At 71.7% G+C, this 15836-nt stretch carries 13 protein-coding genes; 9 read left to right on the forward strand and 4 right to left on the reverse strand.

Going from position 1 to position 15836, the window contains the following annotated elements:
• The first annotated feature begins 4 nt into the window (after window positions 1–4).
• From cysC to ACZ55A_RS15195, 7 genes are all read left to right on the forward strand, one after another.
• The gene (gene cysC, locus ACZ55A_RS15165; RefSeq protein WP_468839494.1) at window positions 5–538 is read left to right on the forward strand and encodes an adenylyl-sulfate kinase; all 534 of its coding nucleotides are present in this window, start codon (window positions 5–7) and stop codon (window positions 536–538) included.
• Window positions 539–588: 50 nt separating this feature from the next.
• Window positions 589–1539: a sulfate adenylyltransferase subunit CysD gene (gene cysD / locus ACZ55A_RS15170; RefSeq protein ID WP_468840110.1), complete on the forward strand. Its 951-nt coding sequence runs from the start codon at window positions 589–591 to the stop codon at window positions 1537–1539.
• 2 nt (window positions 1540–1541) lie between these two features.
• A complete protein-coding gene (locus ACZ55A_RS15175) occupies window positions 1542–2897 on the forward strand; it encodes a sulfate adenylyltransferase subunit 1 (RefSeq protein WP_468839497.1) in 1356 nt (451 codons plus the stop codon).
• Between the two features lie 213 nt (window positions 2898–3110).
• Window positions 3111–4220, forward strand: a complete 1110-nt coding sequence (locus tag ACZ55A_RS15180) for an aliphatic sulfonate ABC transporter substrate-binding protein (RefSeq protein ID WP_468839500.1) — start codon at window positions 3111–3113, stop codon at window positions 4218–4220.
• Between the two features lie 37 nt (window positions 4221–4257).
• The gene (locus tag ACZ55A_RS15185) at window positions 4258–5085 is read left to right on the forward strand and encodes an ABC transporter ATP-binding protein (RefSeq protein ID WP_468839503.1); all 828 of its coding nucleotides are present in this window, start codon (window positions 4258–4260) and stop codon (window positions 5083–5085) included.
• A complete protein-coding gene (locus ACZ55A_RS15190) occupies window positions 5072–6022 on the forward strand; it encodes an ABC transporter permease (RefSeq protein WP_468839506.1) in 951 nt (316 codons plus the stop codon). Before ACZ55A_RS15185 ends, ACZ55A_RS15190 begins: the two co-directional genes overlap by 14 nt.
• 2 nt (window positions 6023–6024) lie before the next feature.
• Window positions 6025–6822 carry a sirohydrochlorin chelatase gene (locus tag ACZ55A_RS15195; RefSeq protein WP_468839508.1) on the forward strand — a complete coding sequence of 266 codons (798 nt, stop codon included), beginning with the start codon at window positions 6025–6027 and terminating at the stop codon, window positions 6820–6822.
• 6 nt (window positions 6823–6828) lie between these two features.
• On the opposite strand, the gene ACZ55A_RS15200 is transcribed toward ACZ55A_RS15195, so the two are convergent.
• The 3 genes from ACZ55A_RS15200 to ACZ55A_RS15210 are packed head-to-tail and all read right to left on the reverse strand — an operon-like array spanning window position 6829 to window position 9988.
• Window positions 6829–7677: a carbohydrate ABC transporter permease gene (locus ACZ55A_RS15200; RefSeq protein ID WP_468839510.1), complete on the reverse strand. Its 849-nt coding sequence runs from the start codon at window positions 7675–7677 to the stop codon at window positions 6829–6831.
• The gene (locus ACZ55A_RS15205) at window positions 7674–8657 is read right to left on the reverse strand and encodes a carbohydrate ABC transporter permease (protein ID WP_468839513.1); all 984 of its coding nucleotides are present in this window, start codon (window positions 8655–8657) and stop codon (window positions 7674–7676) included. Before ACZ55A_RS15205 ends, ACZ55A_RS15200 begins: the two co-directional genes overlap by 4 nt.
• Before the next feature lie 5 nt (window positions 8658–8662).
• Window positions 8663–9988, reverse strand: coding sequence for an extracellular solute-binding protein (locus ACZ55A_RS15210; RefSeq protein WP_468839516.1), 1326 nt, complete (start codon window positions 9986–9988; stop codon window positions 8663–8665).
• A 147-nt stretch (window positions 9989–10135) separates the two neighbouring features.
• Here ACZ55A_RS15210 and ACZ55A_RS15215 point away from each other — a divergent pair, with 147 nt between their 5' ends.
• Window positions 10136–11164 carry a LacI family DNA-binding transcriptional regulator gene (locus ACZ55A_RS15215; RefSeq protein ID WP_468839518.1) on the forward strand — a complete coding sequence of 343 codons (1029 nt, stop codon included), beginning with the start codon at window positions 10136–10138 and terminating at the stop codon, window positions 11162–11164.
• A gap of 241 nt (window positions 11165–11405) precedes the next feature.
• On the opposite strand, the gene ACZ55A_RS15220 is transcribed toward ACZ55A_RS15215, so the two are convergent.
• Window positions 11406–14369 (reverse strand): AfsR/SARP family transcriptional regulator, encoded by a 2964-nt coding sequence (locus ACZ55A_RS15220; RefSeq protein ID WP_468839521.1) that lies wholly within the window; start codon window positions 14367–14369, stop codon window positions 11406–11408.
• Window positions 14370–14833: 464 nt separating this feature from the next.
• Between ACZ55A_RS15220 and ACZ55A_RS15225 the strand changes: the two genes are divergently transcribed.
• Window positions 14834–15820, forward strand: a complete 987-nt coding sequence (locus tag ACZ55A_RS15225; RefSeq protein ID WP_468839524.1) for an alpha/beta hydrolase — start codon at window positions 14834–14836, stop codon at window positions 15818–15820.
• Window positions 15821–15836 lie beyond the last annotated feature (16 nt).

Raw genomic sequence — 15836 nt, forward strand, 5'->3', positions numbered from 1 at the left:
ATCCATGACGGGCGCCACGATCTGGCTGACCGGTCTGCCGAGCGCGGGCAAGACGACCATCGCCCGCGAGCTGGCCGGAAAGTTGCGCGGCGAGGGCCACCGCGTCGAGGTGCTCGACGGCGACGAGATCCGCGAATTCCTCTCCGCGGGCCTCGGTTTCACCCGTGAGGACCGGCACACCAACGTGCAGCGGATCGGCTTCGTGGCCGAGCTGCTGGCGAGCAACGGCGTCAAGGCGCTGGTGCCGGTGATCGCGCCGTACGCGGACAGCCGGGAGGCGGTGCGCAAGCGCCACCAGACCGAGGGCACCGCGTATGTGGAGGTGCATGTGGCCACCCCGGTGGAGGTGTGCTCCGAGCGCGATGTGAAGGGGCTCTACGCCAAGCAGGCGGCCGGTGAGATCTCCGGTCTGACCGGCGTGGACGACCCTTACGAGGCTCCCGGGTCGCCCGATCTGCGCATCGAGTCGCACACCCAGACCGTTCAGGAGTCCGCAGCCGCACTGCATGCGCTGCTCGTCGAAAGGGGACTGGCGTGAGCGACGCGCGCGCGGCCGCCCAGCCGCAGACAACGACGACGGGGCGCAGCGTGACCACGGCTGCTTCCCTCACCGAGACCGGCCCGGGGCACGAGGGCGACTCCGCGTACGCGCTGTCGCACCTGGACGCGCTGGAGTCCGAGGCGGTGCACATCTTCCGCGAGGTGGCGGGTGAGTTCGAGCGGCCGGTGATCCTGTTCTCCGGCGGCAAGGACTCCATCGTCATGCTGCACCTCGCGCTGAAGGCCTTCGCGCCCGCCGCGATCCCCTTCTCCCTCCTGCACGTCGACACCGGGCACAACTTCCCCGAGGTTCTGGACTACCGCGACCGCACCGTGGAGCGGCACGGTCTGCGGCTGCACGTCGCCGCCGTACAGGACTTCATCGACCGCGGTGAGCTGCGCGAGCGCCCGGACGGTACCCGTAACCCGCTCCAGACCGTGCCGCTGCTGGACGCCATCGAGAAGAACCGTTTCGATGCGGTCTTCGGCGGCGGCCGCCGGGACGAGGAGAAGGCGCGCGCCAAGGAGCGGGTGTTCTCGCTGCGCGACGAGTTCGGCGGCTGGGACCCGCGCCGGCAGCGCCCCGAGCTGTGGCAGCTCTACAACGGCAAGCACTCGCCCGGTGAGCATGTCCGGGTCTTCCCGCTGTCCAACTGGACCGAGCTGGACGTGTGGCAGTACATCGCCCGCGAGAAGATCGAACTGCCCGCCATCTACTACGCCCACGAGCGCGAGGTCTTCGCCCGCAGCGGCATGTGGCTGGCGCCCGGTGAGTGGGGCGGCCCGAAGGACGGCGAGACCATCGAGACCCGGCAGGTGCGCTACCGCACCGTCGGCGACATGTCCTGCACCGGCGCCGTCGACTCCGACGCGGACACCATCGAGGCCGTCATCGCGGAGATCGCCGCGTCCCGGCTGACCGAGCGGGGCGCGACGAGGGCCGACGACAAGCTGTCCGAGGCCGCCATGGAGGACCGCAAGCGCGAGGGGTACTTCTAACCATGAGCACGATCAACGCTGTTGAGGGCGTGGTGGACGCGGGTGCCACCTCGCTGCTGCGGTTCGCCACCGCCGGGTCCGTCGACGACGGCAAGTCGACGCTGGTGGGCCGGCTGCTGCACGACTCGAAGTCGGTGCTCGCCGATCAGCTGGAGGCCGTCGAGCGGGCCTCTCTGGGCCGCGGGCAGGAGACGCCGGACCTGGCGCTGCTGACCGACGGGCTGCGCGCCGAGCGTGAGCAGGGCATCACCATCGACGTCGCCTACCGCTACTTCGCCACCCCGCGGCGCCGGTTCATCCTGGCGGACACCCCCGGGCATGTGCAGTACACCCGCAACATGGTCACCGGCGCCTCCACCGCCGAGCTGGCCGTGGTGCTGGTCGACGCCCGCAACGGCGTGGTCGAGCAGACCCGCCGGCATGCCGCGGTCGCCGCGCTGCTGCGCGTCCCGCACGTCGTGCTGGCCGTCAACAAGATGGACCTGGTGGACTACGAGGAGTCCGTCTTCGCCACGATCGCCGAGGAGTTCACCTCGTACGCGGCCTCGCTGGGCGTCCCGGAGATCACCGCCATCCCGATCTCGGCACTGGCCGGGGACAACGTGGTGTCCCCGTCGGCGAACATGGACTGGTACGGCGGCCCGACCGTGCTGGAGCACCTGGAGACGGTGCCGGTCGTCGCCGACCCCTCGGACGACCCGGCCCGCTTCCCGGTCCAGTACGTGATCCGCCCACAGACCGCGGAGCACCCCGACTACCGCGGCTACGCAGGCCAGATCGCCTCCGGCGTGCTGCACGTCGGCGACGCGGTCACCGTCCTGCCCTCGGGCCGGACGAGCACCATCGAGGCGATCGACGCACTCGGCCAGGCCGTTGACGTCGCCTGGGCACCCCAGTCGGTCACCGTCCGGCTCACCGACGACCTCGACATCTCGCGCGGCGACCTGATCGCCCCGACCGCCGCCGCGCCGGGCACCTCGCAGGACATCGAGGCGACCGTCTGCCATGTGGCCGACCGTCCGCTGACCGTCGGCCAGCGGGTGCTGCTCAAGCACACCACCCGCACCGTCAAGGCGATCGTCAAGGACATTCCGTCCCGGCTGACGCTGGACGATCTCTCCCAGCACCCGTCGCCCGGTGAGCTGGCCGCCAACGACATCGGACGGGTCGTGATCCGCACGGCAGAGCCGCTGGCGCTGGACGCCTACGCCGACTCCCGCCGCACCGGCTCCTTCCTGCTGATCGACCCGGCGGACGGTACGACGCTGACCGCGGGGATGGCGGGCACCGCCTTCGCCGAGGCCGCCGCGGACGCCGCTCCGGCCGCCGAGGCGGACGACGACGGATGGGACTTCTGACCGTGATCAAGGACATGTTCTCGACCTTCGCGAAGGAGGGCGGCCGCATCGGCAGCGGCGCCCTCGGCAGCGGCCAGGGCGGAGTCGGCCGATGTGTGTGCTGACGACGCCTGACTCCGTACCCCCCACCCCCTCCTTCCGAAGATTCATCGTTCCGCCGGGCGCGCCTTAGAGGGGCGCGTACTGCCCCGGCCCTCCGAGAGGACATCCTCCGTGTCTGCCGTTCGACACCGCCTGCTGGCGGCCGCTGTCACCGTCCCGTTGCTGACCGGTGCGCTGGGCGCCTGCGGCTACGGCTCCCAGGCCAAGAAGGACATCTCGGCCGGCGTCGCTCCCAAGGGCGCCAAGACCGATGGGCTCGATCAGGTCAAGATCGGGTTCTTCGGCAACTCCACCCACGCCACTCCCCTGATCGGCCTCCAGAACGGTCAGTTCCAGAAGGAACTGGGCGGCACGGAGATCAAGCCCGCCGTCTTCAACGCGGGCCCCGCGGAGATCGAGGCGCTGAACTCGGGCGCCATCGACATCGGCTGGATCGGCCCCTCCCCCGCCATCAACGGCTACGCCAAGTCGCACGGCAAGAGCCTGAAGATCATCGGCGGTTCGGCCTCCGGCGGCGTCTCACTCGTCGTCAACCCCAAGAAGATCAAGAGCCTGGGCGACCTCAAGGGCAAGACGATCGCCACCCCGCAGCTGGGCAACACCCAGGACGTGGCGCTGCTCAACTACCTGGCAGAGAAGGGCTACAAGGTCGACGCCACCACCGGCAAGGGTGACGTCACCGTCCAGCGCACCGACAACAAGGTGACGCCGACCGCCTTCCAGGAGGGCTCCATCGACGGCGCCTGGGTGCCCGAGCCCACCGCCTCCAAGCTGGTGGCCGCGGGTGGCAAGACGCTCCTGGACGAGAAGAAGCTGTGGAAGGACGGCAAGTTCGTCATCACGAACGTGATCGTCCGCCAGGCCTTCCTCAAGGACCACCCGAAGGCCGTCGAGGCCGTGCTGCGGGCATCGGTGCGGACCAACGCCTGGATCCGCTCGCACCCGGCCGAGGCGAAGAAGGCGCTCAACGCCCAGCTCGCCGACTCCAAGATCGCGGGCAAGGCGCTGCCGGAGAACGTGCTCGACCCGGCGTTCAAGAACGTCGACATCACCGATGACCCGCTGGCCGCCACCCTCCGGCAGGAGGCCGATCACGCCGTCAAGGCGGGCCTGCTGAAGGCGCCGGACCTGAAGGGCATCTACGACCTCACCCTGCTGAACAAGGTGCTCAAGTCCGAGGGCAAGCAGCCGGTCGACGACGCCGGACTCGGCAGCAACTAGCCCCCACCGCACCGCACTCCCCCAGGAGGTGACACCGATGACGACCACCACGCTCACCAAGCAGCAGCCCGCCACGGCGGACACGGGCACCACCGTGCCGTACGCGGCTCGCATCGACCATGTCTCGAAGTCGTTCGGCCGTCCCGGCGCGCAGCAGCATGTGCTGGACGACATCACCATCGATGTGGCACCCGGCGAGTTCGTCTGCCTCCTGGGGGCCTCGGGCTGCGGCAAGTCCACCCTGCTCAACCTCGTGGCCGGCCTCGACGCGCCGTCCGCCGGCGCCATCGAGACGCCCGGCGGCCGGCCGGCCCTGATGTTCCAGGAGCACGCCCTCTTCCCGTGGCTGACCGCGGGCCGCAACATCGAACTGGCGCTGCGGCTGCGCGGGGTGCCGCGCGCCGAGCGCCGCCCCGAGGCCGAGCGGCTGCTCGAACTCGTCCGGCTCAAGGGCGCCTACGGCAAGCGGGTGCACGAGCTGTCGGGCGGGATGCGCCAGCGCGTGGCAATGGCTCGTGCGCTCGCCCAGGACAGCCAACTGCTGCTGATGGACGAGCCGTTCGCCGCGCTGGACGCGATCACCCGCGATGTGCTGCACGACGAGCTGACCCGCATCTGGCACGACGCGAACAACAGCAGCTCCGGGGGCAACCTCTCGGTCCTGTTCGTCACCCACAACGTCCGTGAGGCGGTACGGCTCGCCCAGCGGGTGGTGCTGCTGTCCTCCCGCCCGGGCCGGATCGCCCGCGAGTGGCAGGTGGACATCCCGCAGCCGCGCCGTATCGAGGACGCCGCGGTCGCCGACCTGTCCATCGAGATCACCGAACAGCTCCGTGGGGAGATCCGCCGCCATGGCCAGCACTGAGACCGAGGCCGGGTCCACCGCGGCACAGACCGACGCCGACCCGGCCGCTTCCGACCGCACCCTCGCCACGACGGGTGATGCCACCGACCTCGCCGGCCTGGAGGCCGGGCTCGACGCCCTGGAGTCCAGGGTCGTCCAGCGGCAGCCGTGGCTGCGCACCGCCGTGTCGAAGGCGCTCCCGCCGCTGATCGCCATCGCGATCGTGCTCGCGCTGTGGCAGCTCGCCTACCACTTCGAGCTGAAGGCGCACTATCTGCTGCCCAGCCCCCTGGACGTGGCCCGTTCACTCCAGCAGAAGTGGCTGGAGGGCACCCTGCTGGGCTTTGTGTGGACCAGTGTTTCCCGTGGGGCGCTGGGCTTCCTCGCCTCGGTCGCCCTCGGTACCGTCCTCGGGCTGATCGTCGCCAGGGTCAAGGCCGTACGGGCGGCGATCGGGCCGATCCTGAGTGGATTGCAGTCGCTGCCCTCGGTGGCCTGGGTCCCGGCGGCGATCATCTGGTTCGGGCTGAGCGACGCCACGATCTACGCGGTGGTGCTGCTGGGCGCCGTCCCCTCCATCGCCAACGGCCTGGTGGCGGGCGTCGACCAGATCTCCCCCCTCTACCTCCGGGCAGGGCGCACCATCGGTGCGACCGGTCTGGCCGGGGTACGGCATGTGCTGCTGCCGGCCGCGCTGCCGGGCTACCTCGCCGGTCTCAAGCAGGGCTGGGCGTTCTCCTGGCGTTCGCTGATGGCCGCCGAACTCATCGTCAACGCGCCCGATCTGGGCACCGGTCTGGGCCAGCTGCTGGAACAGGGCCGCGAGCTCCAGGACATGTCCTGGGTGCTGGCCGCGATCCTGCTCATCCTCATCGTGGGGATCGGCATCGAGCTGCTGATCTTCGCGCCGATCGAGCGGCGGGTGCTGCGCAGCCGCGGCCTCCTCGTCAAGAGCTGAACATGCACGCACGCCCGACACTCCTCGTCATCGCCCACGGCAGCCGCGACCCGCGGCACGCGGCGACGGTCGCCGCGCTCTGCGCGCGGGTCCGGTCGCTGCGGCCGGGGCTGCGGGTCGAGGTCGGCCATCTCGACTTCAATGCGCCGCGGGTGCCCCGGGTGCTGGAGCGGCTGGCGGCCGAGGCGGAGGGGCGGCGCGAAGCGCCTTCGGGCCTGCCGGACGTGGTGGCGCTGCCCCTGCTCCTGACCCGGGCCTTCCACGCGAAGTCCGATATCCCGGCGGTGCTGCACGACGCCGCCGCGCGATTCCCCCGGCTGACCATCCGTCAGGCCGAGGTGCTCGGGCCTTCCCCTCTCCTGACCGGCGCGCTGGAGCGCCGGCTGACGGAGGCCGGGCTGCGGCCCGGTGACCGTCGCTCGACCGGGGTCGTACTGGCCTCGGCGGGCTCCTCCGACCCGGAGGCGAGCGCAGTGATCGCTGAAATCGCGCGGGAGTGGCGGCGCACCGCTGGTTGGTGTGCCGTGCGGCCTGCGTTCGCCTCCGCATCTCTTCCCCGCACGGCCGACGCCGTACGGGCCCTGCGCGCCGAGGGCGTGCACCGGGTGGCGGTGGCCCCGTACGTCATCGCCCCCGGGTTCCTCCCGGACCGGATCGCCGCCGGGGCCCGCGAGGCCCGCGCCGACCTCCTCGCCCCCGTCCTGGGCGCCGCCCCCGAACTGGCCCGGCTCCTGCTGCGGCGCTACGACCAGTCGGTGGCGGCCGGCGCCCGCGGGGAGCTCACCGCGCTGACCGCCTGAGCGGCCTCAGCCCTTGACCGCCCCGGAGGTCATGCCCGAGACGATCGAGCGGCGGAAGATCATGACCAGTACGCCGATCGGCACGGTGGCAGCCACCGCCCCCGCGAAGAGCGTCCCGTAGGGGACGGTGTACTGGCTGGTGAAGAGCGCGATACCGACCGGGACCGTACGGTGGCCGTCCTCGCTGTTGAAGGTCAGCGCGAGCAGGAACTCCGCCCAGGTCGCGGTGAAGGTGAAGATCCCCGCGGTGAACAGCCCCGGCCGGGCCAGCGGTGCGATCACGGTCAGCACGGTGCGCAGCGGTCCTGCGCCGTCGACCGTGGCCGCCTCCTCCAGCTCACGGGGGATGCCGACGAGATAGTTGCGCATGATCCAGATCGCGAACGGCAGATTGAGCGCGACATACGGCACGATCAGCCCCGCGTAGCTGTTGAGCAGTCCCAGCTGCCGCTCCAGCAGGAACAGCGGCACGACCAGCGCGATCGGCGGGAAGACGGAGAGCATCAGCAGCGCGGTCATCACGGCGCCGCGGCCGCGCAGCGGGGTACGGGCCAGGGCGTATCCCGCGAAGAAGGACAGGCCCAGTACGGCGACCGTCGAGACCGAGGCCACCAGCACGCTGTTGAGCAGACAGCGGCCGATCCCGTTGCGTACGAACGCCTCCGTGTAATTGCCGAGGGTCGCCGCCTTCGGCACCAGGGCCGGCGGGGCGGCGCTGATCTCGCCCGGGCCCTTGAAGGACGCCGCGATCATCCAGTACAGCGGCAGGGCCGTCAGCACGACGATCGCCAGACCGCCGAGGTTGACCGCGTTGAGGTACCGGCGGGGTCCGGTCGTGCGTGCCCGGCGGTTCATGCCCGGTCTCCTTCGTCCGCCTGCGCCCGGAAGACCCGCAGGAAGAGCAGGCAGCAGCTGATCACGATGGCGGCGGTGGTGGTCGCCACCGCGGCGCCGCGGCCGATGGCGAGGTTCTGGAAGAGCGTTTTGTAGCCGAGGATGGCCAGCGACTGGGTGGCGGTGCCGGGGCCGCCCTGGGTCAGCACGAACGGCAGGTCGAAGACGCCGAAGGCCTGGAGGATGCGGAAGAGGACGGCGATCGCCATGATCGGGCGCAGCTGCGGCAGCGTCACCTTCCAGAAGGTCGTCCAGGCACCGGCGCCGTCGATCTCCGCCGCCTCGTAGACATCGCCGGGGATGAGCATCAGCCCGGCGAGGACGACGATGGCGACGAAGGGCGTGGTCTTCCAGACGTCGACCACCACCATGGCACCCATCGCGGAGGCGGGCTGCCCCAGGATGTCCGGCCTGCTGCCGAGTACCTGCTCGAAGAGCCAGGTCAGCCCACCGTAGGTGCCGTTGAAGAGGTAGCCCCACAACTGGGCGGCGACCACGTTGATCAGCGCCCAGGGCAGCAGCAGCACGGCCAGGATCCAGCCGCGGGCGGCGCCCAGCCGCTCCAGTACCAGGGCTGCGGCGGTGCCCAGCACCAGCTCCAGCAGCACGGTGACGGCGGTGAACCCGAAGGTGAACAGGAGCGCCTGGCGCCATTCGGGGCTGCTGAGCACCGCGGCGTAGTGGTCGCCGGTCAGCGACAGGATGCGGAAGCCGCCGTACTCCAGGCGGACCTCGGCGAAGCTCAGCAGCAGCGAGAAGAGCACCGGGAAGACCGTCACCGCGGCGATGGTGAGCAGCGCCGGCGCGGCGAAGCACCAGCCGGTGCGGGCCCGGCGGCGCCGGCTCGCCAGGGCCGGACCGCCCCGGGGCGGCGCCGGTCGGCGCCGCGGCCCGGTCCGCCCGCCGTCCTGGGCCGGGGTCACTGCTCCACGGTTGGTCATGGCCGTCACAGCGCCCTGCCTTCCAGCGCGGTCCGGATGTCGGTCCGGGCCGCGCGTACGGCCTGGGCGGGCGTGGTCCGGCCGCCGGTCACGGCATTGGCATGGGTGTAGAGCGCCTTGCTGACCTGGGGGTAGTACGGGGTCTGCACCGGCCGGGCGACGAGCCGCAGTTCGCGTACCCCGGCGAGGGTGGGATCGCCGGCCGCGCGCGCCTCCGGACGGGCCAGCACCCCTTCCAGTGCGGGGATCACCCCGGCGTGCTTCAGCAGGATCAGCTGTGCCTCCTCGCCGGCGCAGAAGCGGGCGAAGGCGACCGCGGCTCCGAGGTGGCGGGAGTTGGGGTTGACGAAGTTGCTCCAGCCGCCGGCGCAGCTCACCCCGGGCGGACCGCCGTCCGCGAAGCCGGGCCGTGGGGCGATGCCGACCCGGCCGGCGACCGTGGAGACCGAGCGGTCGGCGGCGTTGCCCCAGGCGTAGGCCCAGTTGCGCAGAAAGAGGCCGCGGCCCCCGACGAAGGCGTCCTGCGAGTCGGCTTCCGTGTAGGTGGTGACCGTACGGGGTGTGACGCCGGTCCCGGTGAACTCCCCCATCAGCGCAAAGGCCCGCTCCGCGCCCGGCCCGTCGAGGGCCACACGGCCCGTCCCGTCCAGCACGGGGGTCTCCGCATCCGCCAGGAACTCGGCAACATTGCAGGTCAGCGACTCGGACACGGAGGCCTGCCAGAGGAACCCGTACGGCACGTCACCGGCGCGCTGGACCGTGCGCGCGGTGCGCAGCAGCTCCTCCCAGGTGCGCGGCACCGGCAGGCCGTGCTTGGCCAGCAGGTCCTTGCGGTAGTAGAGGAAGGCGCTGTCGGTGAAGAACGGCAGCGCGTATACGGCTCCGCGGTACTCGCTGAGCCGTCGCAGGGCCGGCGGATACCCGGTCCAGAAGTCCTTCGGCAGCAGTGTCTGCAACGGCAGCGCCAGCGCGTTGGCACCGAACTGGGCAGGCCAGGTGGTGTCTCCGAGGTAGACGTCGGGGGTGGGCGAGCCGCCCGCGAGCTGGGTGATGACCGCGGCGCGATTGCCGTCGGTGGTACTCAGCGCGTTGGCCTTCCGGACCCGGAGGTGCGGATGGCGGCGTTCGAAGGCGCGGATGATCAGGTCGGCCACCACCGGGCCGTGCCGGGCGGGGATTTCGGAGACCCACCAGGTGAGGGTGGCGGGGGTACGCGGTACATGGGAGGCCCGGTCCAGCAGACTCCCCAGGGGCTTGCCCGCACAACCGCCGGTGAGCCCGGCTCCCACGGCCAGTCCGCCGGCGAGCAGGCTTCTGCGGCTCAAGGCCATGAGCGCTCCTCACCTGTCGACGGCCGTGATGACAGCGCTTGCAGGCTAGGAGTGCGCTCTTCGCCAGGTCAACGCCGGATGAACAACAGATTCCTCACGTCACCCTCTGCCAACGCTGTCATTACTCCGCTGTGCTAGCGTCCCGCCATGTCCTCAGCTCGGAGCGAGGCCACCATGGCCGATGTGGCCCAGCGGGCGGGGGTTTCGGTATCCACCGTCTCGCGCACCCTGCGCGGACTGCCGACGGTCTCGGACACGACCCGCGCCCGGGTGGAAGCGGCCGCCCGTGAACTCTCCTTCGCGATCACCCGCAGCGCCTCCAGCCTCGTCACCGGGCGCACCGGACGGGTCGCCGTACTGCTGCCGCACCTGGAGTCGTGGTTCCTGAGCGCGGCGCTCTCCGGCATGGCGCCGGCACTGCGCGAGGCCGGCCTCGACCTGCTGGTCTACAGCGTCGCCGATGTCCGTGAACGCGCCGATTTCTTCGACCGGTTGCCGGCCCGCCGTAACGCCGACGCCCTCCTCGTGGTGAGTTTCGCGCTCTCCCCCGCCGAGCGTGCCCGCCTGGACGACCTGGGCATGCCGCTCGTCTTCGTCAGCCAGCACGCCCCCGGCCGTCCCAGCGTCTATGTGGACGACGCGGACGCCGCCCAGCGCGGCACCCGCCATCTGCTCAACCTCGGACACCGCCGGATAGCCTTCCTCCAGACCTCCGACGCGACGGGCTTCACCTGGAGCAGCAAGAACCGGCTCGCGGGCCATCTGCGGGCCCTCACCGAGGCCGGGATCGAGCCCGATGACTCACTCGTGCTCAGCGTGCCCGACTGGAAGGGCAGCGGTATGGCCGCCGCCGTGGGCCGGCTGCTGAGCCTCCAGCAACCGCCGACCGCACTCTTCACCGAGACCGACGACCTGGCCTTCCGGCTGCTGGCAGCCCTCCGGGAGGCCAACATCCCGGTCCCCGGACGGATTTCGGTCATGGGCTTCGACGACCATGTCATGGCCGCGGTGATGGGCCTGACGACCCTGGCCCAGCCCGCCACGGAAATCGGCCGCGCCGCCGTACGCCTCACCCGCTCCGTGATCGACAGCTCCGACGGCGACCACGAGCGCCATATCGTGCTCCCCACCGAACTCGTCCCCCGCGGCAGCACGGCACCACCACCCCGTCCGTAAGGGCGAGGGGGCTCTCGCGCGAGCGGCGACCGAGGGGACGACGCCCCACAGAAAAGGTCCCTCCCTCGAATGAGGAAGGGACCTTATATGGAGCGCCCGGCAGGCCTTGCACCTGCATCTCCCACCGGTTGGTGGACGTCTTTCCTTGGACCACAGACGCATCACCCCTGACTCGCTGCCCGCGAGCCGGAGTTACGCAATGATCATACAGGATCTCCGGGCACGCAAAACGCCCCCGTGCTCACCCCCACTCCCCCCACTCCCCCTGCGCCTGCTCCTTGCACTCCTTGAGGCCCGCGAGCGCCAGTGCGCGCTCCTCGGGGTGCTGGGCGGCCGCGGGCAGGGCCAGTGCGGTGCGGAACTGCTCCTGTGCCTCGGCGGGGCGGCCCGCTGCGGAGTAGGTGCGGCCCAGGCGGTAGCGGATGTCCATCTCCAGCCGGTCGCAGTGGGGTTCCGTGAGGGGGGAGAGTGTCCGGTGCTGGGAGAGCGCCTGGTGGTGGAGGGCTTCGGCGGCGCTCAGGTTGCCGTCGCCGAGCTCTGCCGTGCCCAGCCGGGCCAGGGTGATCGCGTGCAGGAGGACGTCCCCGACCTGCTCGACCAGGTCGGCGGCCTGGCGGAGCAGCTGCTTGGCCTCGCCGTACTGGCCGAGGCCGAGGTGGACGTCGGCGGCGCAGGCCAGGGCCCTGCTGAGCATGCGAGGTCTGCCGTTCTTCTCGGCGTGGGCATGGGCGTCGGCGAAGCAGGCCAGCGCCTCCTCGTACCGCGCCCGGAGATGGTGAACGGTGCCGAGGATGCAGAGCCCCATCGAGGCGAGCCAGCTGTCGTTGAGCCGCTGAGCCAGCTCCAGCGCCGCGGTGAGCGGGGGGATCGCCTGGTCGGCCCGGCCCAGGTTGAGGTCGGCCGCGCCCAACCCGACCAGGGCCCGGGCCTCTTCGCGCTGGTCTCCGCTGCGGCGACCGAGCTGTAGTGCCTCGGTGAACCAGGCGCGCCCTTGGGCGTAGCGGCCCTGGTGGATGTCGGTGATGCCCATGCAGTTCCGCAGTGCGGGGACCATCCGCCGGTCGGTGGCCGCGTCGGCGTGCGCGAGTGCGGTCTCCAGCGCTGCCCGGCCTTCGTGGTAGCGGCCCCGCCGTAGGAAGTAGTCGCTCAGCGCCTCGGCGATCCAGCACGCGTAGTCGGCTTCGCCGGCCGCCGCGGCGTGGCCGACGATGTCGACGAGTTCACCGCCGGCCGCGTCCAGCCAGCCGTCTGCGTCCTTCCAGCCCGCGAAGGGCGCTCCAGCGGGCGGGGGCCCGGTGGGGAAACCGTCCGGGCCCCAGTCGCTGCTGATCCGGCCCGCGTCCAGGTAGAGGCGGAGTACGCCGGTGCGCGCCGCACGGCTCTCGTCGGGGGCGGTGTCCGCGAGCCGCCGCGCGTGCACCCGGACCAGATCGTGCAGGCGGTAGCGGCCGGGACGAGGCTGCTGCACAAGACTCGCGTCGACCAGCCCTTCCAGGATCTGCTCGGCGTCACGGGGCGGCCGGCCGAGCATGGCCGCCGGCGTCAGCGGGTCGAACTCGACCGTCGGCGCGAGGCCCAGGGTGCGGAATCCGCGCTGCTGCTCCGGCGGGAGCTGGTCGTACGACAGGCGGAAGGCCGCCTCCACGCTGCGGTCCCCGGCGCTCAGTTCGCCGAGGCGGTGCTCGTCGCCCGCCATGCGGTCCACCAGGTACGCCAGCGTCCAGGCGGAGCGGGTCTGGAGCCGCGTCCCGGCGATGCGCAGTGCCAACGGCAGCCCGTCGCACAGCCGGACCAGCTCATGGGTCGACTCCGGCTCCCGGTCCGCGCGGTCCTCCCCGACGAGGTGCCTGAGCAGGGACACCGCGGCGCCGGTTGCCAGGGGCTCCAGGGTGACCCGTCGCCCGGCGTCCAGGCCGGCCAGCCGCCGTCGGCTGGTCACCAGCACCGTGCTGCCCGGTCCGGCGGGCAGCAGCGGCCGTAACTGCTGTGCGCCCAGGGCATCGTCCAGTACGAGGAGCAGCCGCAGCGGGCTGGTCGCGGCCCGCCAGGCGGCGGTGAGTTCGTCGAGGTCGTCCGGCACCTCGCTGTCGGCCGCGCCGATCGTGCGCAGCAGCCGGCGCAGCACTCGCTGCGGTGCGAGCCGCTGCCGTCCAGTGCTGTGCGCGCGCAGGTCCACGAACAGGCAGCCGTCCGGGTGGTGGACGCGGAGCGCACGGGCCGCGTGCACGACGAGCGCGGTCTTGCCGACACCGGCGGTACCGTCCACCGCCACGACCGATACCGCATCGGGCGGCAAGGTCTCGGTCAGCAGGGCCAGTTCGCGCTCGCGTCCGATGAGGCGGCCGGTGTCGCCCGGCAGTTCATTGACCGGGCGGCGGGCCCGGGGCCGGGCCGGCACTGCGCCGGCCGCGCTGCCGGGGTGGGGCTGCGACGGCGGTTCGGTGACGGCGCTGTGGGTCCGGGACGGCTGAGCGGCAGAGCGCGTCGCCGCCGGACCGAGCAGCTGCTCGTCCTCGCGACGCAGCACCGCCTGGTGCACCCGGCGGAGTTCGGCGCCGGGATCGACCCCCAGCTCGTCGCGCAGCCGCGCGCAGATGTCCTGGTAGGCACCGAGCGCCGCCACCTGGCGTCCGCTGCCGTACAGGGCGCGCATCCGCAGCGCCGTCAGCGACTCGTCGTACGGATCGGACGCGGACAGCGCGGCGAGGTCGTCCAGGGCGTCGGCGGACCGGCCGAGCAGGACCAGGCACTCCAGCCGCTCCCGCTGTACCGTACGCAGCCGCTGCGTCAGCCGCTGCCGCTCGCCTTGCAGGAACGGCCCCGGCACCCCGGCCAGGGGCTCACCGCGGAACAGGGCGAGCGCGTCGGAGTACCGGTCCCGCGCGGCGGCGAGGTCACCAGATGCCCGCGCGCGCCGGGCCGCACCGATCCGCTCGGCGAGCTCCGCCACATCGAGCAACACCTCGTCGCCGACGAGCCGGTAGCCGTCCCGGCCACTGCGGATCACCGACCCCGCCCGTCCGGCGCCCTCCGCATCGAGCGCCTTCCGCAGCCGGTAGACGTAGCTCGGCAGCACCTGGCGACCGGATCTCGGCGGCTTCGCGCCCCACACGTCGTCGAGCAGCTGCTCATGGCTGACCAGCGTGCCCGGACGCAGCACCAGCGCGGCCAGCACCGCATGCCGCCGCACCGGCCCCAGGTCCAACGGCCTCCCGTCACGCCAGGCCCGCACGGTTCCGAGCACCGCGATCCGTAACCGCTGAGGAACGCCCCCGTCCATCCCGAAGCCCCCGCTCACGCATCATCGAGATTTCATCCGTATTCCAGCGCCTCCCGCAATGCTTGGCAAGTCACACCGAGAACCGCGGGGAAGCAGGGAGAACGGCGAGAGGGGGAGGCGACCGGGGGCGCGGCGGTCGGCTCACGCGCCGGCGCGCGGCGGGCCATCGCACCCCGGCGAGAGACGGCCTTCCACAACGGCTGGTACGCCCTCCATACGTACCAGGCAACCGTTCTGAGGGACCGTCACTCGCTCCGGCTGCGACCGGCACCAGGACCACAAACAGCCCCACCACCCCGACGCCCGACACCCCTCCACCCCCATCACAAGACCGAGCCGCTTCCGCACCAAGCGAACCGTTGGCACCACGTCCCGACCAGGAGGTCAGGTTGAGCGAGCACCACTCCACCCGCAGGAGCGTCCTGAAAGCCGCCGGCGGAATCTCCGCGGCGCTTGCCCTTGGCGGAGCGAACATCCTCGGGACGGCATCGGCGGCCCGCGCGGCCGACGGCTCCGGGCTGCGCGTGGTGGAACACAACGGGGACGACCCCCGCATGTGGTACTACCGGTTCGCCACCGACGCGATCGGCTGGCAGCCCGCCGTCAACGTCCTGCTGCCCGACGACTACCACACCAGCGGACGCACCTACCCGGTCCTCTACCTGTTCCACGGCGGCGGCACCGACCAGGACTTCATGACCTGGGACCGCGCGGGCATCCGCGAGTGGACCGCCGGCAAGCCGATCATCGTCGTGATGCCCGACGGCGGGCACGCGGGCTGGTACTCCAACCCGGTCAGCTCCAACACCGGGCCCCGGAACTGGGAGACGTTCCACATCGACCAGCTGCTGCCGTGGATCGAGGCGAACTTCCGGACGTACGCCGAGTACGACGGCCGCGCCGTCGCCGGATTCTCGATGGGCGGCTTCGGTGCGCTGAAGTACGCGGCCAAGTACTACGGCCACTTCGCCTCGGTGAGCGCCCATTCCGGCCCGCCCAGCCTGCGCCGCGACCTCGGCGCGGTCGTCCACTGGGCCAACGTGACCTCCGCGGCCCTGGACCTGGGCGGTGGCACGGTCTACGGCGCGCCGCGGTGGGACGAGGCCAGGGTCAGCGCCGACAACCCGGCCGAGCGCATCGAGAGCTACCGGAACAAGCGGATCTTCCTGGTCGCCGGGACCAGCCCCGACCCGATCAACTGGTTCGACACGATGAACGAGACCCAGGTGCTCGCCGGCCAGCGCGAGTTCCGCGGCCTCCTCGACAATGCCGGCATCCCGCACGAGTCGCACGAGGAGCCCGGCGGACACTTCATCCGCCCCGAGATGTTCCTCCGCGACCTCGACGGCGTCCTCGCCCGGCTCCGCCAGGCGTAGCCGGAGGGTATCCGGT

Source organism: Streptomyces sp. NPDC034111, assembly GCF_055575375.1.

What these genes read in the sequence shown, in the direction of transcription:
- cysC (WP_468839494.1), top strand. Translation starts at nt 5, where the DNA reads ATGACGGGCGCCACGATCTGGCTGACCGGTCTGCCGAGCGCGGGCAAG.
- ACZ55A_RS15175 (WP_468839497.1), top strand. Translation starts at nt 1,542, where the DNA reads ATGAGCACGATCAACGCTGTTGAGGGCGTGGTGGACGCGGGTGCCACC.
- ACZ55A_RS15185 (WP_468839503.1), top strand. Translation starts at nt 4,258, where the DNA reads ATGACGACCACCACGCTCACCAAGCAGCAGCCCGCCACGGCGGACACG.
- ACZ55A_RS15190 (WP_468839506.1), top strand. Translation starts at nt 5,072, where the DNA reads ATGGCCAGCACTGAGACCGAGGCCGGGTCCACCGCGGCACAGACCGAC.
- ACZ55A_RS15195 (WP_468839508.1), top strand. Translation starts at nt 6,025, where the DNA reads ATGCACGCACGCCCGACACTCCTCGTCATCGCCCACGGCAGCCGCGAC.
- ACZ55A_RS15200 (WP_468839510.1), bottom strand. Translation starts at nt 7,677, where the DNA reads ATGAACCGCCGGGCACGCACGACCGGACCCCGCCGGTACCTCAACGCG.
- ACZ55A_RS15205 (WP_468839513.1), bottom strand. Translation starts at nt 8,657, where the DNA reads ATGACCAACCGTGGAGCAGTGACCCCGGCCCAGGACGGCGGGCGGACC.
- ACZ55A_RS15210 (WP_468839516.1), bottom strand. Translation starts at nt 9,988, where the DNA reads ATGGCCTTGAGCCGCAGAAGCCTGCTCGCCGGCGGACTGGCCGTGGGA.
- ACZ55A_RS15215 (WP_468839518.1), top strand. Translation starts at nt 10,136, where the DNA reads ATGTCCTCAGCTCGGAGCGAGGCCACCATGGCCGATGTGGCCCAGCGG.